The sequence below is a fragment of the Motiliproteus coralliicola genome (genome assembly GCF_003345655.1).
GTDB lineage: Bacteria > Pseudomonadota > Gammaproteobacteria > Pseudomonadales > Balneatricaceae > Motiliproteus > Motiliproteus coralliicola.
In genome coordinates, this window is sequence record NZ_QQOH01000003.1 from 502154 (window position 1) to 523392 (window position 21239).

Here is a 21239-nt window from a genome sequence, read left to right on the forward strand (position 1 = left end):
CCTATTAACTTGTTCTTATCCGGTTACGGTCAGGCTTGTTCAGGTTGGCTGGCCGGCTTTCCATGCGGCTCGGCATGGTCGGCGGCGTGATCTACAGGCAGAATCGGCAGCCACTTGACGATGATCAGGTAGCCGAGAATCTCCATCGCGATAATGCCGATCGACACCAGGAACTCCTCGGTCGACGGGAAGTAGACGAAGCTGTTGCTGGCGTCCGGGGTCCAACCGATCAGGAAGGCGTTGAAGCGATACAGCGCCCCGGCGAACAGCATCGACACCGCCGCGATCAGCAGCATGCTGCCGCGGTTGCGGCGCTGCGGTGACGACAAAATCACCAGCGGCACCACAAACAGCACCGTCTCGACCATAAACATGAACGAGCGGAAACTGCCGTCGAAGATGTTGGGCAGCACCCCGCGCATCGCCAGATCGCCAAAGCGGATCACCAGGTAGACGCTCAGCATCACCTGGATCATCTTGCCCAAGCCCTTGAGGATGTGGGTCTCGGATGAGCGCTTGAAGCCGACCGTCACGAACGAAGCCTCGAAGATTACGATCGAGAAGCCCAAGGTAATCGCGGTCAGGATCGCAAACAGCGGTTGCAGCTGCAGCGATTGCCACAGCGGGTCAACCTTGTAGCCCATCGCGATCAGCAGCGAACCCAGCGAGCTCTGGTGCATGGTCGGCAGCAGCACGCCGATGGCGATAAAGACAAACAGCACCTTCTCGAGGATCGCCTTGAGCTTCTGCATCTTGTAGTGCTCGGCCACGGCCGGCATAAACTCAATAAACAACACGGTGCAGTAAGCGGTCACACACAGGCCCACCTCCAGCATCACCGAGTTCAGGTTCATCTGATCGGGCAGGAACATGTTGTAGAAGTTCCAGTACCGTCCCATGTCGATAAAGGCCGAGATACCGCCAAGGGTGTAGCCGAATAGACTGGCCAGCAGCGCCGGCCGAACCAACGGGTGGTACTTGCCCTTGTTGGCGATATAGACCACCAACGCCAGCGCATAACCGCCACAGGCAAAGCCGGTGCCGACTACCACGTCGTAGACCACCCATAGTCCCCAGGGGTAACCATCATTGAGATTGGTGACCGAGCCCAGCCCGAACGCGAAGCGCTTGGCCAGCAGCACCAGCGCGATAAACGCCAGCACCGCCAGGATCAGCGACGGCAGCGTGATCAGCTTGCGATTGCTCAGCGGTTGATGATGTCCGCTCATGACCGATCCTCCCCACTCTTATCCTGATTCGGATCCTGCTCCTCGTCCTGCGAGCCCTTGATGTTGCGGCGGGCCATGTAGAGCAGGCCGCCCAGCACGGTCGCCGGAGCCAGGAAGTTGCTGTAGATCGAGTGCTGCACGGTCTCGGAAACCGCCGCGTAGGACAGTTCCGGAATATCCGGCATACCCAGATCTTCGAAGCGGTTGCCGGCCAGCATCAGCACTTGGGTACCGCCACCCTCTTTCTCGCCGTAGATATGATCCTGGTAGTTGGGCACTTCGCCTTCCTGACCGTAGGGCGAGTCGATCGAGCCGAGCTTGTAGACATACTTGTCGCCGGGTTTGAGCGCCATCCGACGCTTGGCCTCTTCCAACAGATCGCTGCGTTTGCCGTAGATGTTGGCGCCGGTGGGGCAGACCTCGGCACAGCCGGGCAGCTCACCATTGTCGATCCGCTCAACCCCTTTCTGGTTGCACAGCTGACACTTCTGGATCTGTCCCATCGCCTCGTCGTACTCGTACTTGGGAATGTTGTACGGGCAGGCTGCGACGCAGTAGCGACAACCGATACAGGCATCCGGATCGTGGCTGACGATGCCGGTCTTGGGATCCTTCTTCATCGCCGTGACCGGGCATACCGATACGCAGCCGGCATCGACACAGTGCATGCAGTTGCGCTTGATAAATTCGAACCCATCATCGCCCTGCGGCGGCTCATAGGCCTTGATGATATTGAGGGTGTCGGCCGACAGATCCATCGCCAGATCCCAGGGTTCTTCCGGGGTCGACTGCTCCGGCGGCATGCCGTTGATGTCCTTACAGGCCACCACGCAGGCGCGACAGCCGATACAGCGGGTCGCATCGAACAGCATCCCTACCGCTTCATCGGGCACCTCCAGGTTACCCCTGGCTTGAGCGTTACCGGAGCTGGTCGCGATGACCGCTCCGGCGCTAGCCAGTTTGAGAAAATTTCGCCTATCCATCTTGCTTCTCCAACCGGCTATTGTTGTTCTTCTGCGGCAGCGTGCTCTGCCCCTTTCTCGGCCTCTTTCTCAGCCTTGCCGAGCTGGCGGACGGTCATCGCCGTGGCGCCGACGGCGGCACCGATCACCGCGCCAAGCAGACCGGCGGAAGTGGCTGTGGCCCCTTCACCCGACTGGGCATTAATCGGTGGGAAAATATCGGGCGGCGCGTGGGTGGTGACTTCAGATTTCTCGTGCAGCGCCTTGGTAAAGCCGACCCCTTGTTCGGTACAGCCGAAACAGGGAGCTCCGACACCGACCGGCCAGGCTCCACCGCCGACATCACCGAACTCCTGGGTCGAGCAGTTGGCGTAGGTTTCCGGCCCTTTACAGCCGAGCTTGTAGAGGCAGTAACCCAAGCGGTGCCCTTCGTCGCCAAATTCTTTGGCAAAACGGCCGGCGTCGAAATGCGCCCGACGCTCGCAGTGCTCGTGAATGATTCGACCGTAGGCAAATTTCGGACGTCCCTTGTCATCCAACTCCGGTAATGTGCCGAAGGTAACGTACTGCAGCACCGTGGCCAGGAAGTTGTAGGGATTGGGCGGGCAACCCGGAATATTGATGATGGTCTTGTCCGGCAGGATCTCGTGAACCGGCGTGGCACCGGTGGGGTTGATACCGGCCGACGGCACCCCGCCCCAGGAGGCGCAGGAACCGATCGCAATGATCGCCGCCGCATCGTCGGCGGCTTCTTTGACATGCTCGAGCATGGTCTTGCCGGCAATCTTGCAGTAGATACCGCCATCTTTGGTCGGAATCGAACCCTCGACCACCAACACGTACTTGCCTTTGTTCTCTTCCATCGCCGCGTGCTTGGCGGCTTCGGCCTGATGGCCGGCGGCGGCACAGAGGGCCTCGCTGTAATCGAGCGAGATCATGTCGAGAATCAGGGTTTCCAGTGTCGGGTGGGTGGTCCGCAACAGTGACTCGGTACAACCGGTACACTCCTGCCCGCTCAACCAGATCACCGACGGACGACGCGCCTGGGTAACGGCGTGGGCCATCTGTATACCGGCGGTCGATGACAAGCCCAGCGTTGCTGCCACGCCGGTGCAGAATTTAAGGAAGCCACGGCGGTTCAACCCCAACCGAGATGCGACCTCCTCAAGCTGCTGCTCTGTGATAGTGCTCATTCACTCCTCCTTCACACCCATCCCACCGGATCGAACGCCACTTTGGGTTAGCGTTTACCAAACCGACCGGCTTCGTTTTTGTTGTATGAGGAGGGCTATCGCAATAAACGCGCCAGAATGAACAACCTGTTTGAAAAGAACCTAAGCTATACGTATCAATAACTTAGAAAGCTGTTATTAAGAACCATTCCGGAAAGTGATTAGCTTGCTTACTTGCTTTACACCTCAAAGCAAGCAGTGATTACAACATTGACAAATCGCAGCCGCTTACCGAACCGGCTCAGCGCGGGTAATCTTAAGATGAGTGCCAGAGGCGTCAGGAAAAGACCGAAACGGGGACAATAAATAGTCGAAGGAAGCGCTAATCTTCACGCTCGTCGAATTCGACGCAGTTACGACCGGCGTGCTTAGCCCGGTACAGGGCGGTATCGGCACGCGATAGCAGATCATCCAGACTGCTGTGTGAGTTCGACAGCGCCACCCCGAAGCTGGAGCTCAAAAAGACATCATCGCCGGCCTCACTCTGAATCGAGACGTTGGCGATTTGGTGGCGTAGACGCTCGCACACGGCCAGGGCGATCTCGAGATCCACTTCGGGCAGCACGATGACGAACTCATCGCCGCCCAGGCGACCAAACAGATCCACCTGACGCAGTTGCGACTGGCAGGCCTGCACCAATCGGATCAGAGCCTGGTCGCCGACCGCGTGGCCATAAAGGTCGTTGATCAGTTTGAACCGGTCGATATCCAGGATGATCACCGCCAGGGTGCGCTGGTAGCGTTTCATCCGCTCCAGCTCCTGTCGGGCACCCTGCAACAGGTGGCGGCGGTTGGAGATACCGGTCATCTCGTCGATATGGGCCAACTGCTCGAGCTTCTCCTTCAGTTCGATCACCTCGGTGATGTCACTCGAAACGCCGACCATCCCTTTGATCTCGCCCTGCTCACGGATCGGGATTTTCACGGTCCAGAATTGGCGAGTGGTGCCCAGGGGATCAGTAAAGGCTTCTTCACCGCAGATCCTACGCCCCTCCTCCAGCACCGCCCGATCGGTCGGCTGTAGCCGCTCCAGGTTTTCGTTCGACAACAGCTCCTGATTGCTTTTGCCCAGGGCCTGATGGGGATCGCAGCCCAGCATCCGAGCGGTGTAGGGGTTCAGATAGCGGAATCGCTGGTCGCGGTCTTTCATGTAGACGGCGGATTCGATGTTATCCAGCACATTATCGAGCAGTTCCTTCTGCTGCCGCAGTTGCTGATCCATCCGGGTCCGTTCGGTGATATCGGTGGAAATACCACAGAGCCCGACCACCTTCTTATCGGCATCGAACAGCGGCATTTTATGGGTTTGGTAGACACGCACTTCGCCGCTGGAAGCAACCCGGTTATGTTCCTCGGTATCCAACGGGCGGGCATGCTCCAGCACCCACTGATCGTTGGCTCTAAGGTCATTGAATACGGAGAGGTCGAAAAAGGCTTCGTCGGTTTGCCCGATAATCTCGTCACGGGATAGGCCAAACAGCTCGCAGACCTTCTGATTGACATAGGTGTAGCGCCCAGAAAGGTCCTTGGTGAAGACATAGGCACCAACATGGTCCAACAGCATTTTCAGCTGCGATACCTGAACCGCGCTTATCTCTTCAACCCCAGCCATTTCCGCTCCCAGCTGTATCCCGACAGGCTCATCCTTGAAAGGTAACGCCACACTAAAACATCATCGCCAGCAAAGCTCAATTGAATATTTTCTTGCAATAGAGCAGACCTACCACGGCCCACCAAAAAATCAAAAAAGCCAGTCAAATCAACGCGTGTGACAAATATCAAACGACGGTTTTAAATTACCGTTTTCGAATATAACCTCAACAACCGGATGGATACTTTTGAACCCATGCCCAACTATAGCCATAGAGTGATAAAGCTGCCTAATCGACCTCGCGATAGCCGACCCCAAGGGTCCCGTTATGCGAGATCGAGCAGCCACTGCTGGAGCTTCAGGGCAGCGGGATTGGCTGTCGCACTACGGGGCAGCAACAGATAATGATTGCAGCCGCTCGGTTGAGCCTCGAAGGGGGCCAGCAGACGCCCCTGGGCCAGCTCTTGCTGCACCAGCGAACTGCGCGCCATGGCCACCCCCAAACCGGCCTCGGCTGCAGCGATCGCCATATCGGAACGGTTGAAGAAGTGGCCACGATCGCTGGAAACCGACGCCAGCCCGGACCGATCCAGCCAGTAACGCCACTCGGCATCGCGCGGCGCTCCCGTCCAGGGAAGTGCATCGTGGAGCAACGTTAATGCGGACCAATCATCCTCCCGCTGCTCTCCAATCCGGTGCGGGTAGTCGGGACTGACAACTGGTAACAGTTGCTCGGCGAACAATAACGAAACCTCAAAGCCGTCCACCTCGGCATCCTGGCGGTAGTCGATCGCCAGATCAAAATCAGCCCGCTGCAGATCCAGCAATGCCGCTTCAGCATAGGTCTCCACTTTGATGGCCGGAAACGCCTGATGGAAGGCATTCAGCTTCGGGATCAGCCATTTAAACGCAAAAGAGGGGGTTGAGCGGATCCGCACCACCGCGCCGTCCGAAACTGACTGAAAGCGGGCGATCGTGCTCTGTATCGCCGCCACCGAGTCACGGGTAACCGCCAGCAGCTCACGCCCCTGATCCGTCAGGGCGATACCGCCGGGGCTGCGGACAAACAGCGGAAAGCCCAGATGCTGTTCCAGCTTTCGTATTTGCTGGCTGACCGCGCCGGTCGTGACGCACAGTTCCCGCGCCGCCGACGAGAAACTTCCCAGCCGTCCGCAGTACTCGAAGTAGATCAGTGAGGAATAGAGTCTAGGGTGCATCGGCGATATCACTCCTGATGGGGTACGAACAATGCAGGCAAGATCCACAGTATCGAAGCACTATAGACCCCAGCCTGTTTAGAATAACTAAACAGCCATGTAATAACTATCGTTTGCCTACACCACTCAGCATGGTCAAAATCCCCTCAAATACCTGTCAAAATCCGATACAACAGACGCTCAGAGGCCGAAACATGCCACATCTTGCCATCTCCCCCCAACAACAAGAACAAATGAAGGCGGCAACTCCTTTACTCTGGTTAAACGATCGCTACCAGAACAGCGAGGCCGCTCCGGCACGTCCGAGCACGAAACTGCTCTACCGCGCCAGCGCCCGGCTGGAGCGTTGCGCACCACTGTTGCAACAGCTGTTTCCTGAACTCGAACCCAGCCAGGGATTGATCGAATCGCCCCTTTTAAGCGCCGCTGCTCTGAATCAGCAGATCAATCCCTTAGGCGGTCAGTTGCTGCTCAAGGCCGATCACGCGTTACCGATTGCCGGCTCGATCAAAGCCCGTGGCGGCATCCACGAAGTGCTCTGTTTTGCCGAAAAGCTGGCGCTCGAGCAGGGACTGTTGAGCAGCATCGAGGATGATTACGCCAAGCTGGCCGGTGACGAGGCCCGTGAACTTTTTGGACGCTACACGTTGGCGGTCGGCAGTACCGGCAACCTGGGGCTGAGTATCGGGGTAACCGGCGCTGCCCTGGGTTTCCGCACCCAGGTGCATATGTCCGCCGATGCCAAGGAGTGGAAGAAAGAGCGGCTGCGTCGGCGTGGCGTCGACGTGGTCGAACACCAGGCCGATTACGGCGTCGCGGTAGCCGCGGGCCGCCGTAACGCGCAAGCCGATCCACACTGTTACTTTGTCGACGACGAGCGCTCGCCGGAGCTGTTTTTCGGTTACGCCACCGCCGCGCTGCGACTGCAGCAACAACTGCAACAGCAAGGCATCATCGTTGATGCCGATCACCCGCTGTTCGTGTACCTGCCCTCTGGAGTCGGTGGTGCGCCTGGGGGAATTACCTTTGGTCTGAAGCAGCTGTTCGGCGACCATGTGCACTGTTTTCTGGCCGAGCCGGTACAGGCCCCCTGCACCCTGCTGGGTCTTGCCGGAGAGCCCGGCTCCGAGCCCCTGCCCTGCTACGATTTCGGCCTCAACGTCGACACCGACGCCGACGGCCTGGCGGTCGGTACCGCTTCGGCCTGGGTCTGCGAAGCGATCCGGGATCTCTGCTCCGGGGTCTATACCGCCACCGACCGGCAGCTGTATCAGCAGCTGTATCAGCTGAAGAGCCTGGAAAATATCGAGGTTGAGCCCTCGGCAGCGATCGGTTGTCTCGGTCCGGCGATGCTCAACAGTGAGTCCGGCCAACAGTATCTGCAGCAACACCAACTCTGTGGGCGGCTTGACCAGTCCACCCATATCGCCTGGCTGACTGGTGGATCACTGGTACCCGCACAGGAATACCAGCGCTATCTGGCGCAGGCCAAAAGCTGCCTGGAGAGTTAATAGGCATTCAGGGTAGGTCTAGGTTCGGCATCGCCCGCCGCCACTGCTCCAGCAGGGCCCGGCGGCTGGCCTGATCGGTCTGGATCAGCAGCGACGGCCCCAATGGAATATGGCGCAGCGGACTGCGCCGATCGCGCCGTAGCGCGCTGGCGGTGGTCTCACCAGTAATGTCTTCGCGGATCGGATACAGACTTGAGCGATCTGCCAACAGCTGCTGTCCCTCTCGAGACAGCAGAAAATCCAGCAGCCGCTTGGCGTCGGTGGGATTAGCCGCGTTGTCCGGGATAAATGCGGTACGCATCACCAGGGTGGTGTAATCGCTCGGCAGCACAACCTGGATCTCCGGATGACGCTTGGCCCAGGCGTGGGAGTAGGATCCCAGCAGGTTATAAGCCACCGTGATCTCGCCGTCGGTTAAAGCCTGCAGCATCGCCGCACTGCTGGGGAACAAGCGGGCCTGATGCGAGCCGAATGACTCCAGCATTCGACCGTAGCTGGCCGACTGGCGACTGTCGTAAGACCAGGTCAGGTAGCCGACCCCGACCTGGGCGATATCGAAGGTGCCGATCCGTCCCCGTAATTTATCGCTATGACGACGGATCAGATCCAGCAGTTCGGCCCGATTGCGGGGCAACTGGTCGCCCGGCATTCGCTGCCGATTGATCGCGATCACCGCCGGTTCGTAGGTAAATCCGAAGATCTCATCACGCCAGTTGGCCCAGGCCGGTAACGCCGCGGTTTCCGGTGAGCGATAGGGCTGGGCATAACCGTCGTTGACCAATTTAACCTGCAGATCCATCGCCGAGCTCAACATCAAGTCCGGCGTATCGGGATAGCGTTCCAGAAAACGCTGGTAGAGGTTCCGGGTGCCGAATTCGGAGTAGCGAATCCGCACTCCGGGATAGCGCTCCCGAAAGGCATCGAAGAACGGTTTGATCACCGGAAAATCTGCCGCGCCATAGATTCTCAGCACCGACTGCTCACGCCCGAGCGGTCTCAGCTCGTGCAACACCTCGGCCTGAGCCCGCGTCGAACTGATCATCAGCACTACCGTCAGCAACAAAACCAGCGGCCGCATCGTCACCTCGGTCAGGCTCCGCCGCTGTCGACTAGGGCGCCATCGCCATGCACTCATCAGGCTTCCCCCTGCAACACCGAACCGACCTCAACAAACAGCACCTCGACCACCAACCCCCGGGGCTGGTTGTCCTTCAGACTCAGCAGAGCACGATGATGCACCGCGATCTCCCTCGCGATCGCCAACCCCAGGCCACTGCCGGGGCGGGGGTTGTCCGGACTACGGTAGAAACGCTCGAACACCTGGGATTTCTCACTGTCGGGAATTCCGGGCCCCTGATCGGCCACCGTCAGGCGGGCTCCACGCTCGACCCTCTGCAGGTCGACCTCGACGGTATCGCCGGTCTCACTGTACTTGATCGCATTCTCGAGCAGATTTCGCAGCATCTGGCGCAGCGCGAAGTCGTCACCGTTCAACGGCACCAACACCTGCCCCAGGTAAGCCACCTCCACCCCCTGATGCAGGGCCGACACCGCAACGTCGCGGCAGACATCGGTGATTAATTTATCCAGCGTCAGAGGTTCCAGCGCCTGACTTTGAAAACGATGCGCCAACGTCGCCTGGCTGAGCAGCTGGCTGACCGTATCGCTGAGTAGATCGCTACTCTGCACCACCCGCTGCAACTGTTCCCGGCGCCGCACCTCATCCTCCTCCACCAGTGCATTCTGGGCCTGGGATTTGAGCCCGGCCAGCGGCGTGCGAATCTGGTGGGCCGCTTCGGCGGTGAACCGTTTGAGCCCGTCCAGGGTTCCGCCGAGCTGCTGCATAAAGCGATTGATGGTGGTCAGCAGCGGTTGAATCTCGCGCGGTACCTCCACCTGCAACGGGCTCAGATCCTGGGGCGAGCGTGCTTCCAGGCCTCGATTGAGGCGGTGCAAAGGCCGCAGCACCAGCCAGATGCCACCCAGGATCAGCACCATCGCCACCACAAAAAACAGCGCCAGCAATTGCAGCGCTCGCCAGCTGATCTCCTCGGCCAGCAGCTGTCGAGCCCGGGTGGTCTGCCCCAGCTGGACCTGCACCTCACGGACTTCATCGGTTTCGGGCAACTGCCGGGTCAGGGTCAGAAACCGGACCGGCTCACCGCTGTACTGTTCGTCATAGAAAACAGGGAGCGTCACGCCGGGGTTATTCAGATCGGCGCCACGGCCCCAGGCCAGCCCCTGAATCGGCAGATCCGGGTAACCGGTAATAAATTGGCCGTTGGTTTCGACGATGGCGTAGAACACCCGATCCTGAGGCGCCAGTGCCAGGGTCTCGAACGCCGAGCGCGGCAGGTCGATCACCACTTCGCCGTTTCGAATCTGGATATTCTCGGCAATCTGCAACGCCGCACCGGTCAGCAGCCGGTCGTAGGACAATCGCGCCGCCCGCTCACCGTAAGCCTGGGCCGCCCAGTAACTGCTCAGCGCCAATGCCAGCAGCAATCCGGCCGCCATCCACAGCAGCTGACGGCGGATCGACACGCCGACCAACCTAGCCATTGGGTTCATCCAGCAGATAGCCAAGTCCGCGCAGGGTGCGGATATTGAGGTCGCTATCCTTGAGTTTCTTGCGCAGGCGGGCAACGTAGGTTTCGATCGCGTTGGGACTGGGCGACTCGTCGAAGCTGTACAGATGATCCAGCAGCTCCTCCTTGCTCAGCACCCGGCCGGTGTGACCCAGAAAGATCTCCAGCAGGCGAAATTCACGCTGCTTCAATTCCACCACCTGGCCGGAGACGCTGACCTGGCAGGTATTGCGATCCAATGTCAGATTGCCGTACTCGACCTGGTCGCTGGCTTGGCCCTGATGGCGGCGCAGCAGGGCCCGGCAGCGGGCTTCCAGCTCGCCGAAATCGAACGGTTTGGTCAGGTAGTCGTCGGCGCCCAGATCCAGCAGTTGGATCCGATCTTCGACCTGGTCGCGGGCGGTCAGAATCAGAACCGGGGTACCGCTCTGACGTTGACGCAACTTGTGCAGCACCCGGTCACCACTCAAGCCCGGCAGGTTCAGATCCAGAATCACCAGATCGTACTGCTGATGGCGCAGGATCTCGTTGGCGGCGCTACCGCTGGTGACGCGATCCGAGCCGTGTCCCTGGCGGCTGATCCGCTGACTGATCGCCTCTCCCAGGATCTCATCGTCTTCAACTATCAGAATCCGCATCGATCTTTTCGCACCTTTGTCGATCTGGCTTCTTATTTTTCATGCCCTTTATCTATCAAGAGCTTAGCAGCCATTCAGTCATTTGGTGAGTTGAATATTTTTCGTCCGTGACAGGCTCCTGACAGCTTTATGTGCATACCGTCCTTCATCACTTGCGTGACAGGTCGGTGACAGCTTCGGCGATTAGTCTGAACACCAATGTATTCATTTGTATTCAGAGCCCATGCCAACCAACAACAATCTCGACAGAGCCTGACAAGGTATGACCATGACCCAGACAAGCAACAACTACGATGTGATAGTGATCGGCGGCGGCAATGCCGCCCTGTGCGCCGCCATCACCGCGGCCGAGCAGGGAGCACAGGTGCTGATCCTCGAAGGTGCCCCCAAGCCCTACCGTGGTGGCAACTCTCGCCATACCCGCAATTTCCGCTGTATGCACAACGCCCCCATGGCGGTGCTGACCGACAGTTACGACGAGCAGGAGTACTTCGACGACCTACTCAAGGTCACCGGCGGCAAAACCGACAAGAAGCTGGCCCGACTGGCGATCCGTAGCACCGAGGAGTGCTACCGCTGGATGGAGCAGCGCGGAGTTCGCTTCCAACCGTCGCTATCGGGCACCCTGTCGCTGTCGCGCACCAACGCCTTCTTTATGGGCGGCGGAAAATCCCTGGTCAACGCCTACTACCGCCACGCCGAAAAGCTCGGTATCGAGGTGCGTTACGAGGCCCAGGTCAGCCACCTGCAGCTCAATGGCGACCGGGTCGACTGGATCGAATTCGAACAGCAGGGCCGGACACAACGCCTCAGCCCCAAGAGCCTGGTGGTCGCCTCCGGCGGCTTTCAGGCCGATACCGACTGGCTGGCCCAGGCTTGGGGACCGGCGGCGAAGAACTTCCTGATCCGCGGCACCCCCTACAACCGGGGTGTGGTGTTAAAGAACCTGCTCGATCAAGGCGCCGAGTCGGTCGGTGATCCGACCCAGTGCCACGCCGTGGCGATCGATGGCCGTGCCCCTAAGTTCGACGGTGGCATCGTGACCCGACTCGACTGCGTGCCCTTCTCGGTGGTGGTCAACAACCAGGCCGAGCGTTTTTACGACGAGGGCGAGGATGTCTGGCCCAAGCGCTACGCTATCTGGGGACGCCTGGTGGCGGCCCAGCCGGATCAGGTCGGCCACGTGATCATCGACGCCAAGTCGATCAACCTGTTTATGCCGTCGGTATTTCCGCCGATCCAGGCCGACTCGATCGAGGAGCTGGCCGACAAGCTCGGCATCCCGGCCGACGGTCTTCGCATCACCATCGACCAGTTCAACGGTGCCTGTCGCAACGGGGATTTCCACCCCACCGAGCTGGACGGTCTGGCCACCGAAGGGATCAATCCGGCCAAAACCAACTGGGCCCGCCCGATTGACACCCCACCCTACTACGGCTACAGCCTGCGAACCGGCGTCACCTTCACCTACCTGGGTCTGAAGGTGGACGAAACCGCCCAGGTTCAGACCCCAACCGGGCCGATCAAGAACCTCTGGGCCGCCGGCGAGACCATGGCCGGCTCGATCCTCGGCCAGGGCTATCTGGCCGGATTTGGAATGACCATCGGAACCGTATTCGGCCGTATCGCCGGCCAGGAGGCAGCCAACTATGCAAGCCATTGAACTCATCAATCTGGAATCCGAATCGAGTCCGTTCCAAGCATTGGACCCACTGCAGGACGCCCGCCGACAACTGGAGATCTGCAACGCCTGCCGCTACTGCGAGGGTTACTGCTCGGTGTTTCCCGCCGTGCACCGCGCCCGCAGCTTCTCGGACGGGGATATCCAGCAACTGGCCAACCTGTGCCACAACTGCCGCGGCTGCTATTACGCCTGCCAGTACACCGAGCCCCATGAGTTCGATCTGAACGTCCCCCGGGTACTGGCCGAGGTGCGCCAGCAGAGCTGGCAAGATCATACGCCCCCCAGCGTTATGGCCCGCGCGTTCCACCGTCACGGCAGTGCCATCGCCGTCCTGAGCATCGTCGCCATGGCACTGCTGCTGTGGCTGATGCAGACAGGGGCCGACCACGCGGAAGGTTTTTACGGCCTGCTGTCCCATAACGCCATGGTGGCGATCTTCCTGCCTGCTTTCGGTCTGCCGCTGGTGGCGATCGGGATCGGGCTGCGACGCTACTGGCGCACCATCGGCGGCGAAAAGCTACGGTTGAGCCACCTGAAAGACGCCTTCGCCTCGGCGGCGCAGATGAAAAACCTGGCCGGAGGCCACGGGGACGGCTGCAATTTCGAGGACAAGGACCGTTTCTCCCACGCCCGACGCCACTTTCACCAGGCGACCATGATCGGTTTCCTGCTCTGCTTTGGCGCCACCGGCATCGCCACGCTGATGCACTACCTGTTAAACCTGCCGGCGCCCTACTCACTGGCCTCACTGCCGAAGCTGTTCGGCATCAGTGGTGGCGTATTGCTAAGCGTCGGCACCTTGGGGCTCGGAGTGCTGAAACTGAAGGCCGAACGGCATCTGGCCGATGCCCGGGTCTGGGGTGGCGAGATGGCCTTTATCGGGTTGCTGTTCGCCGTCAGCAGCACCGGCCTGGCCCTGGTTGCCGCCGCAGGAACCGACTGGCTGACCTTGATGCTGGCGATCCACCTGGGTTCGGTGCTGACCCTGTTCGTACTGATGCCGTTCAGCAAGATGGTGCATGGTTTTTATCGGCTGGCGGCACTGATTCGCGAAGCCCAGCTGAAACCGCATTGATCCGAAACGCCCCATAGGCTGACCAGAGCGCTGTCACGAGCCGGTCGTGGCAGCGCCGGTCATTGCAGCCCCTCACCTTGAGAACTAAACCTTGAGAGCTAAACCATGAGCAGCCAGCCCTCCCGTTCCGAACACGCCTATCAGCAACTGCGAGCATCGATTCACAGCGGACAGCTCGAAGCCGGCAGCCGGATTCGCGAAGCCGAGCTGGCCGACAGATTCGGCATCAGCCGCACCCCGATTCGCGAGGCGATCCGACGGCTCGAGTCCGAAGGCTTGGTCTGCAGCAGTACGCATAAGGGAATGATGGTGACGCAGCTGGATTACCAATCGGTGATCGAGCTGTACCAGATGCGCGAACTGTTGGAGGGGGCCGCGGCCGCCCAGACCGCCAGGCTGGCATCGGATGCCGAGCTGTCGGCCCTACGAAACCTGTTAAACGCCGAACGGCAGGCGGCGGAGCAAGGTGCGATCCAACAGCAGGCGAGGATCAACAAGACATTTCACCAGGCGCTTTATCAGGCGGCCCATAACCGCTATCTGATCAAGTCGTTGGGTAGTCTGCAGGATGCGATGGCGCTGCTGGGCAGCACCACCTATCAGGTGGGCAACCGAAATGCCGACGCCATCGAGGAACACGAAACACTGATGCAGGCATTGGAGGCCAGGAATCCTGAACAGGCCGAGAAGATCGCCCGAGCGCATATCCGTGCAGCGCTGACGGCCAGAATCGAGCTGCTTAATCAGCAGTTCCAACAACAACTGCCGCAGTTTGAGGAGAAGTCTGTGGCGCCATTAACGGGCTGAGCGCGATGCGGATTTTTGAACTGCTGATTGCTCGGGGATAAAACAGTCGCGCCCACTAATCCGACAGAGACGTTCCAATAAAGCCACCAACGGCGCGACCAAAGGTGGCGGCGTCACCTGAACCCGGTTGCCAAGACGTCGAACCTGTAGCTGACCTTCTGCCCGATCGGCGAAGGCGATTTCGGCTGCCATCGCCTGGGATTGAGTGTCGTAGTGAATCTCGAAGTGACTCATGCTCTAACTCCCGGAGCGCCCTGCGCCCCTAACTGAAAACAAATAACTTTATCGCCGCTAGCGCTGCGGTGCCGCGAATCAGCCACTTGAACTGTGCAAATTGCAGCCGTCCCACCAGCCAGAAACCGATCAGGCCACCCAGGGCTAAACCGGGAATGCCCCACAGGCTGGTCCGGGTGGACTCCCAGGTCATCAGCCCCAGTCCGATCAGCAGCGGCACTTTGAAAACGTTGACCAGAATGAAGATCCAGGCGCGGGTACTCATGTACGCCCGCTTATCGAGTGGCTGTTCCATCAGGTACAGACTCAGCAGCGGGCCGGCGGTATTGGTGGTCATGCTGATTAGGCCGCCGAGCAATCCGGCGCCGCGACTTGCCAGAGGGTGACGCAACCACTGGCTCTGGTGATCGTCGAGCCACAAACTCAGCCCCAACATCGCCAGGATCATGGTTCCGGTCAGCAGCCGGAAACGGTCCGCATCCAGCCCCTGAAGCAGCCAGCTGCCCAACGCCATTCCCAGCATCAGCAACGGCGCCAAGGCGGCGATAATCCGCCAGTTGATCCGCTGCCGGTAACAGAACATCACCGCCAGGTCGTTCCACAGATACAGCGGGATCAACACCCCGAGCACTTCCGGGCCGGGGTAGACGATCATCAGGATCGGCAATACCAACATGCCCATCCCACCGACGGAAAACTTGGAAACCCCGGTCAACAACGCGGCAACGGTCAAAATCAGCAGCTCTAAATCCAACAGCCCACCCTCAGAAAACCCGGTTTGAAATCGGGGGCTATCTTAGCGCCGCAGTTGAACGTAAGATAATTGCATCTTTAGTTCATATTGATTGGATATACCTATTGTCTTAGGAATTAGCCATGACCAATGATCAGCTTCGCGCATTCGTCGCCGTGGTCGAACAAGGTAGTTTCCGCGCCGCCGCCAACCATATTCACAAGACCCAGCCCAGTGTCAGCGCCGCCGTCGCCACGCTGGAGCAGCAGTTCGATTTCCAGCTGTTCAGCCGCGACAGTTATCGCCCCAGCCTGACCACCGAAGGCAAGGCGTTCTATCGGCAGGCCAAGCAGCTGTTGGGCCGGGTCAACGAGCTCGAAGCCCTGGGCCATCATCTGGCCCGTGGCACGGTGCCGACGCTGTCGATCTCGCTGAGCGCCATGTGCACCCTGCCACCGGGGCTGGAACAGATCCGCCGCTTCGCCGATCGACAACCGCAGCTGCAACTCAACATCACCACCGAACACCTGTCCGGGGTGGTGGAGAAGCTGATCAAGGAAACCGCCGACCTGGCGATCGGCCCGTACACCGGCCTCGACGACCGGTTCGAATATGTCGAAATCAGCCGCCTGACGATGATCACCGTGGCACGACCGGACTTGCTCAACCTGCCCGAAGAGGCCAGCGTCCCTCAGGCTCTGCTGCGCAACCGCCCCCATATCCTGCTATCCGATACCGGTTCGGTGGCACCGTTCGACCATATCAACGTACTGCCCGGCGGCCAGCGTTGGTACGTGGGCGACTACATGATGAAGAAAAGCCTGCTGATGGCCGGCATGGGTTGGGCCCGGATTCCGCAGCAGATGGTGGAAGCGGAGCTGAACAGCGGCGAGCTGACCGCGCTGAAGGTGGAGAACTTCAACTACCGTAGCCAGGTCCCGATCTATCTGATCCGGCTGAGGGACCAGGCCCGCAGTGGACTGGCTAAGGAGTTCTGGCAGCAGATGCTGCAGCTCGATGAAGGCTGAGTGGATAGAAGGGAGACTACCGGCTCAGTCCAAGTACCCATCAACAAAAAGCCACCTCATCGGGAGGTGGCTTTATCGATCCTGAACGTGGTTCAGGCGGGCTGCAGAGTCGGGTAATCGGTGTAGCCTGCTGCCCCGGGGGTATAGAAGGTGCTTGGATCCGGCTCGTTCAGGTCAGCCGACTGTTTCAGCCGCTCAACCAGATCTGGATTGGCGATAAAGGGCACGCCGAAGGCGACGGCATCGGCCTGTTCGTCGGCGATCACCTGGGATGACTCTTCGGCGTTGTAGCCCATGTTCAGGATCAGCTTGCCCCGGTAGTGTTGCCGTACCGGATTGACCACATCACCCTGCTGCTCACCCAAAAAGTCGCTGCGCATCAGGTGCAGGTAAGCCAGGTCGTAATCGTTCAGACGCTTGGCCAACCAGGCCGCCAGGCCCGCCGGATCGCTATCCTTCATGCTGTTGAAACTATTAAGCGGAGAGAGTCGCACCCCCACCCGGTCTTCACCCCAAACCGCGGTCACCGCATCGAGCACTTCGAGCAGCAGACGGGCGCGGTTCTCGATCGAACCCCCATAGGGGCCCTGGCGCTGGTTGCTGCCGTCGCGCAGGAACTGGTCCAGCAGGTAGCCGTTGGCGCCGTGCACTTCGACACCGTCGAAACCGGCGCGCTTGGCGTTGCGGGCCGCTTGGGCGAAGCCCTCGACGATGGCGGGAATCTCGGCATCGTCCAGCGCCCGCGGCACGGTATAGGGTTTCTTACCGTCCAGCGTGTGAACTTCGTCGTTGGTAATGGCGATGGCACTGGGCGCCACCGGCACCCGCCCGCCGTTCAGATCCGGATGACAGGCACGTCCACCGTGCCAGAGCTGCAGAAAAATCTTACCGCCCTCGGCATGGACCGCCTCGGTCACCTTTTGCCAAGCCTGCACCTGGGCTTCGGAATAGATCCCCGGCTCGTTGATGAACGCGGAACCGTGCTCCATCACCATGGTGGCTTCGGCAATGATCAGCCCGGCACTGGCGCGCTGGGCATAGTAGTCGACCATCAGATCACTGGGGATATGGCCGGCGTCGGCGCGACTGCGGGTCAGCGGCGCCATCAGTACACGGTTATCCAGCGCCACGGCGCCCAGTTGTACGGGGTGAAACAGGTTACTCATAGAGGGCCTCGTCGAAGGGTTCGGGCTTATCCGGAATACGGATGACTCGCTCTGTCCGGTTATCGTTGAGGGCATTGAAACAGAACCCACCAACCCCTGTGTAGCCACGATCACCTTGGAACAGTTTCAACCTATAGTTAAAACTAACAGCTGCCTTTAACGCACAGCTGTTATAGTGAAAGCACTGAAATGCCGACCGATCCAAGCCTTTGACGACGGATAAGCCATGATTCCGAACCAGCTCCATATCTTCAACGCCGTGGTAAAAAACGGCAACTTTTCAGCCGCCGCACGGCAGCTCGGCACCTCCTCGGCGGCGGTCAGCAAAGCGATCGCGACGCTGGAAAAATCGATGTCGCTACGGCTGTTCCACCGCACCACCCGCTCACTGGCGCTGACCGAAGACGGCGATGATCTGTACCGCCGCACCGGCCACCTGGTCGAACAGCTAGAGGACCAGATTCGACTCAGCAGTGATCGCCAGCAGACCCCTAGCGGTCGTCTCAAAGTCAACCTACCGGACAGTTTTGGACGCATGATGGTGTTGCCGTTGCTGCCGGAATTCCTGGAGCAGTATCCGGAGATCGAACTGGACCTGAATTTCGATGACCGCATCGGCGATCTGGCCAAGGAGGGAGCCGACGTCGGCATCGGTGTTCTGAACAATCCGGAGAGCAGCCTGATCGCAAGGGATTTCTACCAGCTACAACCGGTGTTGGTGGCGTCCGACGCCTACCTGGAGCGTTACGGCACCCCCAGATCGCCGCAAGAGCTTGCCCAGCATAACTGCATCGCTTACCGCTCGCCGACCACCGGTCGCAAGTTTGACTGGAGCTTTCATCAGCAAGACCAGCTGATCCAGATCGAGCCCCAGGGCAATCTGGTGGTCAACAGTATCTCCGCCGCGATGAAAGCGGTGGACTTGGGTATCGGTATCGCCCGGATCGGTATCGGCCACGCCCGCAACTGCCTGCAACAAGGCTGTTTCAAGCGGGTGCTGGAAGAGTTCGAAGCCGACCCGTTAAAGGTCCGGGTCTACTATGCATCCCGCAGCTACCTACCCGCTAAAACCCGGGTGTTTATCGACTACCTGATGCAACACACCCAGGATGAGCGGAGCGTCGAGCTTGAAGAGATGATCCACACGCTCTAGGCGGCAGCCAATCCCTGCCGCTCGGCCCAAGGCTGCTCTCTGACTGGTAGATGGATCAACGCGGAGAATGCCCCAACGCCGACACCGACCCACCAGACCAGAGTGTAATTGCCGTACAGGTCGTACATCGAACCGCCCAGCCAGACGCCCAGAAATCCGCCCAACTGGTGCGAGAAGAACACCAACCCGTAAAGCGTGCCCATGTAGCGCAGGCCGTAGATCTGGGCGATCAGACCGGCTGTCAGTGGCACGGTCGCCAACCAGAGGGCGCCCATCAAGATCGAGAACAGCACCACCGATTCGGGCGTGATCGGGTTCATAATGAACGCCCCGGCCACCAGGGTACGCAGCAGATAAATACTGGCCAACAGGTATTTGCGTGAGTAACGGTTACCCAGCCAGCCCGCCAACAGGGTTCCACCGATATTGGCCACTCCGATCAGCGCAATCGCAACCGCTCCCAGCGTCGAGGTCGAGCTAACCCCTAGGGCTTGGATGATGCTACCGGGTGCCACCGCACTACACATCTCTGCGATAAAGGCTGGGAAGTGAGCGGTGATAAACGCCAGCTGATAGCCGCATGAGAAGAAGCCCATAAAGATAAAAATAAAGGTCGGATCCTGGACGGCTTTGAACACGATCTTTCCCATGCCGTCATCCTGATGCTGCGCTTTGGGGGGGGCCGGAACCCGCATAAAGAACAGCGCCAGCAACGACAACAGGATCATCGCCGCAAACACCACAAACACCGACTGCCAGGCCAGTTGCTGTAACAGGGTTTGAGCCAACGGCGGGCCGACGATCTGACCGGCAGAACCCGCCGCGGTAGCGATACCCAAGGCCATCGAGCGATATTTTTCTGCGGTTGCCCTGCCGACTACGGCGAGGATCACGCCAAAGCCGGTACCGGCAATACCGAAGCCGACCAGGACTTCCAACAACTGGTGCTGCCCCGGCGTGATGGCGTAGGAGGAAAAAACCAGACCCGCGGCATAGGTCATCGCCCCGGCGATGATCGCTTTGCGGTCACCGTACTTTTCGGCAAAGGCGCTGAAGATCGGTTGCCCGATGCCCCAGAACAGATTCTGGATCGCGATCGCAAACGAGAAGTCCGCCCGCAGCCAGTTGAACTCTTCGGCAATCGGAATCTGGAACAAGCCAAACGAGGAGCGGATCGCAAAGCTGATCAGGATGATGACACAGCCGGCGATCAGTACCGGGGTGAACAAGCGCTCACGGGTTTGGGGAAGGGTTATGGTGCTCATAGGGTGGTTTTCTATCCTGTTCCTGGCTGGCTGTATTCAAGCTACGACAACTGCTAACCGAAGCACGCGGATCAAACTAACCCCATAGTAGTAAAGCCACAGGGCCTGCGCAGATATCTGCTTATTGTGGCGAACCTGGCCTCCTTGACAAACGATTTATTCCACCTTAATAAAATAGTTTTTCTATCTTACTGTCTATTCACTGCTTAGTCGGATACCCATCATGCAAAGAGCGATGCCGCCCCTTCGTGCCCTGGTCGCCTTCGAGTCCGCAGTACGTAACGGCAGTTTCAAGCAGGCAGCCGCAGAGCTGCATATCACCCCCGGCGCGGTGTCCCAACAAGTTCAAAAACTGGAAAACTGGCTTGGTTACCCGCTGTTTATGCGCAGGGTTCGTAAGCTAACGGTGACCGATCGCGGCTTGGACTATTACGGCCGCATTGCACCGGCGTTAGAGCAGATCAGCAACTCCAGTGAAGCCTGCCGGTACGGAGCGACCAACCGGGTCTGCCTGTCGATGACGCAAACCCTGGCCTCCAAATGGTTGGGCCCTCGACTGGAGCACTTTGTCAGCCAGCACCCGGAAATCGAGGTACATATCAACGCGTCTAACAGTCCGGTTCAGTTCCAAACCGATGCGGTGGATCTGGCGGTACGCCATTTCGATGGCGAAGATCCGCAGCTTGATGTGACGTTAGTTTTTGACGACGAAGTCTGCCTGTTCTGTAGCCCGGAGTACCAACAGACCAAGCAGCTTATCGATGTAGATCAACTGCAGCAGGCCACCCTGATCGTCAACAGTTTGCAGCCCTTCTGGGATCGATGGCTCAATGCGTTCAGCACCATCACAGCCGAACAACGGCAACAGATAGCCACCCTGCACTTTGACCAGGCGCTGCTGGCAATCGATGCTGCCAAGCGACACCAGGGCGTAGTGTTAGGCAGTGAACTGATGATTCAAGAAGAACTCAAGCGAGGTGAGCTGATCGAGCCGTTCAAACAACGACTACCACTAGATAAAAGCTACTACCTGATCCATCCGAAACGCCAACCACTGACCCGAGCGTCAACAACCTTAAAGACCTGGTTACTGAATCAGTTTTCGGTCAGCGAGTGACCCATCGAA

The 21239-nt window shown here is 59.3% G+C and carries 19 protein-coding genes; 7 read left to right on the forward strand and 12 right to left on the reverse strand.

The features are described 5' to 3' along the window. Nucleotides 1-29: 29 nt before the first annotated feature. The 5 genes from hybB to DV711_RS13190 all read right to left on the reverse strand — a co-directional run bounded on the left by hybB (nucleotide 30) and on the right by DV711_RS13190 (nucleotide 6231). A complete protein-coding gene (gene hybB, locus DV711_RS13170) occupies nucleotides 30-1229 on the reverse strand; it encodes a Ni/Fe-hydrogenase cytochrome b subunit (protein ID WP_114696165.1) in 1200 nt (399 codons plus the stop codon). Next, a complete protein-coding gene (hybA, locus tag DV711_RS13175) occupies nucleotides 1226-2212 on the reverse strand; it encodes a hydrogenase 2 operon protein HybA (protein ID WP_114696166.1) in 987 nt (328 codons plus the stop codon). Before hybA ends, hybB begins: the two co-directional genes overlap by 4 nt. Nucleotides 2213-2229: 17 nt before the next feature. After that, nucleotides 2230-3384, reverse strand: coding sequence for a hydrogenase small subunit (locus DV711_RS13180; RefSeq protein WP_114696167.1), 1155 nt, complete (start codon nucleotides 3382-3384; stop codon nucleotides 2230-2232). A 361-nt stretch (nucleotides 3385-3745) separates the two neighbouring features. Then, nucleotides 3746-5035, reverse strand: coding sequence for a sensor domain-containing diguanylate cyclase (locus DV711_RS13185; protein ID WP_114696168.1), 1290 nt, complete (start codon nucleotides 5033-5035; stop codon nucleotides 3746-3748). A gap of 305 nt (nucleotides 5036-5340) precedes the next feature. Further along, entirely contained in the window at nucleotides 5341-6231 is an 891-nt protein-coding gene (locus DV711_RS13190; protein WP_243633817.1) for a LysR substrate-binding domain-containing protein, read from the reverse strand. A gap of 194 nt (nucleotides 6232-6425) precedes the next feature. Between DV711_RS13190 and DV711_RS13195 the strand changes: the two genes are divergently transcribed. Then, nucleotides 6426-7742, forward strand: a complete 1317-nt coding sequence (locus DV711_RS13195) for a D-serine ammonia-lyase (protein ID WP_114696169.1) — start codon at nucleotides 6426-6428, stop codon at nucleotides 7740-7742. A gap of 7 nt (nucleotides 7743-7749) precedes the next feature. On the opposite strand, the gene DV711_RS13200 is transcribed toward DV711_RS13195, so the two are convergent. The 3 genes from DV711_RS13200 to DV711_RS13210 are packed head-to-tail and all read right to left on the reverse strand — an operon-like array spanning nucleotide 7750 to nucleotide 10968. After that, nucleotides 7750-8877, reverse strand: a complete 1128-nt coding sequence (locus DV711_RS13200) for an ABC transporter substrate-binding protein (protein WP_243633818.1) — start codon at nucleotides 8875-8877, stop codon at nucleotides 7750-7752. Next, a complete protein-coding gene (locus DV711_RS13205) occupies nucleotides 8877-10304 on the reverse strand; it encodes a sensor histidine kinase (RefSeq protein WP_165840115.1) in 1428 nt (475 codons plus the stop codon). Before DV711_RS13205 ends, DV711_RS13200 begins: the two co-directional genes overlap by 1 nt. Continuing rightward, nucleotides 10297-10968: a response regulator transcription factor gene (locus tag DV711_RS13210; RefSeq protein ID WP_114696172.1), complete on the reverse strand. Its 672-nt coding sequence runs from the start codon at nucleotides 10966-10968 to the stop codon at nucleotides 10297-10299. The genes DV711_RS13205 and DV711_RS13210 overlap by 8 nt, the downstream gene beginning before the upstream one ends. A 268-nt stretch (nucleotides 10969-11236) precedes the next feature. Here DV711_RS13210 and tcuA point away from each other — a divergent pair, with 268 nt between their 5' ends. The 3 genes from tcuA to DV711_RS13225 all read left to right on the forward strand — a co-directional run bounded on the left by tcuA (nucleotide 11237) and on the right by DV711_RS13225 (nucleotide 14534). Continuing rightward, nucleotides 11237-12631, forward strand: a complete 1395-nt coding sequence (gene tcuA, locus DV711_RS13215; RefSeq protein WP_114696323.1) for an FAD-dependent tricarballylate dehydrogenase TcuA — start codon at nucleotides 11237-11239, stop codon at nucleotides 12629-12631. Continuing rightward, complete coding sequence (gene tcuB, locus DV711_RS13220) at nucleotides 12618-13727, forward strand: tricarballylate utilization 4Fe-4S protein TcuB (RefSeq protein WP_114696173.1); 1110 nt, start codon at nucleotides 12618-12620, stop codon at nucleotides 13725-13727. The genes tcuA and tcuB overlap by 14 nt, the downstream gene beginning before the upstream one ends. A gap of 105 nt (nucleotides 13728-13832) precedes the next feature. After that, entirely contained in the window at nucleotides 13833-14534 is a 702-nt protein-coding gene (locus DV711_RS13225) for a GntR family transcriptional regulator (protein WP_114696174.1), read from the forward strand. Here the strand turns inward: DV711_RS13225 and DV711_RS13230 are convergent. Then, nucleotides 14523-14768: a hypothetical protein gene (locus DV711_RS13230; RefSeq protein ID WP_114696175.1), complete on the reverse strand. Its 246-nt coding sequence runs from the start codon at nucleotides 14766-14768 to the stop codon at nucleotides 14523-14525. The genes DV711_RS13225 and DV711_RS13230 overlap by 12 nt on opposite strands. Before the next feature lie 28 nt (nucleotides 14769-14796). Beyond that, complete coding sequence (locus tag DV711_RS13235; protein WP_114696176.1) at nucleotides 14797-15522, reverse strand: sulfite exporter TauE/SafE family protein; 726 nt, start codon at nucleotides 15520-15522, stop codon at nucleotides 14797-14799. A gap of 122 nt (nucleotides 15523-15644) precedes the next feature. Here DV711_RS13235 and DV711_RS13240 point away from each other — a divergent pair, with 122 nt between their 5' ends. Beyond that, nucleotides 15645-16529, forward strand: coding sequence for a LysR family transcriptional regulator (locus DV711_RS13240; protein ID WP_114696177.1), 885 nt, complete (start codon nucleotides 15645-15647; stop codon nucleotides 16527-16529). Nucleotides 16530-16621: 92 nt separating this feature from the next. Here DV711_RS13240 and DV711_RS13245 read toward each other — a convergent pair whose 3' ends face one another. Next, nucleotides 16622-17695 carry an alkene reductase gene (locus DV711_RS13245; RefSeq protein ID WP_114696178.1) on the reverse strand — a complete coding sequence of 358 codons (1074 nt, stop codon included), beginning with the start codon at nucleotides 17693-17695 and terminating at the stop codon, nucleotides 16622-16624. A gap of 226 nt (nucleotides 17696-17921) precedes the next feature. Here DV711_RS13245 and DV711_RS13255 point away from each other — a divergent pair, with 226 nt between their 5' ends. Beyond that, nucleotides 17922-18848: a LysR family transcriptional regulator gene (locus tag DV711_RS13255; RefSeq protein ID WP_114696180.1), complete on the forward strand. Its 927-nt coding sequence runs from the start codon at nucleotides 17922-17924 to the stop codon at nucleotides 18846-18848. Here DV711_RS13255 and DV711_RS13260 read toward each other — a convergent pair. Continuing rightward, nucleotides 18845-20113 (reverse strand): MFS transporter, encoded by a 1269-nt coding sequence (locus DV711_RS13260; RefSeq protein ID WP_114696181.1) that lies wholly within the window; start codon nucleotides 20111-20113, stop codon nucleotides 18845-18847. The two genes, DV711_RS13255 and DV711_RS13260, sit on opposite strands and share 4 nt — an antisense overlap. Before the next feature lie 223 nt (nucleotides 20114-20336). On the opposite strand from DV711_RS13260, the gene DV711_RS13265 reads away from it, so the two are divergent. Continuing rightward, on the forward strand, nucleotides 20337-21230 hold the full coding sequence (locus tag DV711_RS13265; RefSeq protein ID WP_114696182.1) for a LysR substrate-binding domain-containing protein: 894 nt from the start codon (nucleotides 20337-20339) through the stop codon (nucleotides 21228-21230). Nucleotides 21231-21239 lie beyond the last annotated feature (9 nt).

Excerpts from the sequence above, each read along its gene's own strand:
- hybB (WP_114696165.1), bottom strand. The coding sequence starts at position 1,229 with ATGAGCGGACATCATCAACCGCTGAGCAATCGCAAGCTGATCACGCTG.
- hybA (WP_114696166.1), bottom strand. The coding sequence starts at position 2,212 with ATGGATAGGCGAAATTTTCTCAAACTGGCTAGCGCCGGAGCGGTCATC.
- DV711_RS13180 (WP_114696167.1), bottom strand. The coding sequence starts at position 3,384 with ATGAGCACTATCACAGAGCAGCAGCTTGAGGAGGTCGCATCTCGGTTG.
- DV711_RS13185 (WP_114696168.1), bottom strand. The coding sequence starts at position 5,035 with ATGGCTGGGGTTGAAGAGATAAGCGCGGTTCAGGTATCGCAGCTGAAA.
- DV711_RS13190 (WP_243633817.1), bottom strand. The coding sequence starts at position 6,231 with ATGCACCCTAGACTCTATTCCTCACTGATCTACTTCGAGTACTGCGGA.
- DV711_RS13195 (WP_114696169.1), top strand. The coding sequence starts at position 6,426 with ATGCCACATCTTGCCATCTCCCCCCAACAACAAGAACAAATGAAGGCG.
- DV711_RS13200 (WP_243633818.1), bottom strand. The coding sequence starts at position 8,877 with ATGAGTGCATGGCGATGGCGCCCTAGTCGACAGCGGCGGAGCCTGACC.
- DV711_RS13205 (WP_165840115.1), bottom strand. The coding sequence starts at position 10,304 with ATGGCTAGGTTGGTCGGCGTGTCGATCCGCCGTCAGCTGCTGTGGATG.
- DV711_RS13210 (WP_114696172.1), bottom strand. The coding sequence starts at position 10,968 with ATGCGGATTCTGATAGTTGAAGACGATGAGATCCTGGGAGAGGCGATC.
- tcuA (WP_114696323.1), top strand. The coding sequence starts at position 11,237 with ATGACCCAGACAAGCAACAACTACGATGTGATAGTGATCGGCGGCGGC.
- tcuB (WP_114696173.1), top strand. The coding sequence starts at position 12,618 with ATGCAAGCCATTGAACTCATCAATCTGGAATCCGAATCGAGTCCGTTC.
- DV711_RS13225 (WP_114696174.1), top strand. The coding sequence starts at position 13,833 with ATGAGCAGCCAGCCCTCCCGTTCCGAACACGCCTATCAGCAACTGCGA.
- DV711_RS13230 (WP_114696175.1), bottom strand. The coding sequence starts at position 14,768 with ATGAGTCACTTCGAGATTCACTACGACACTCAATCCCAGGCGATGGCA.
- DV711_RS13240 (WP_114696177.1), top strand. The coding sequence starts at position 15,645 with ATGACCAATGATCAGCTTCGCGCATTCGTCGCCGTGGTCGAACAAGGT.
- DV711_RS13245 (WP_114696178.1), bottom strand. The coding sequence starts at position 17,695 with ATGAGTAACCTGTTTCACCCCGTACAACTGGGCGCCGTGGCGCTGGAT.
- DV711_RS13255 (WP_114696180.1), top strand. The coding sequence starts at position 17,922 with ATGATTCCGAACCAGCTCCATATCTTCAACGCCGTGGTAAAAAACGGC.
- DV711_RS13260 (WP_114696181.1), bottom strand. The coding sequence starts at position 20,113 with ATGAGCACCATAACCCTTCCCCAAACCCGTGAGCGCTTGTTCACCCCG.
- DV711_RS13265 (WP_114696182.1), top strand. The coding sequence starts at position 20,337 with ATGCAAAGAGCGATGCCGCCCCTTCGTGCCCTGGTCGCCTTCGAGTCC.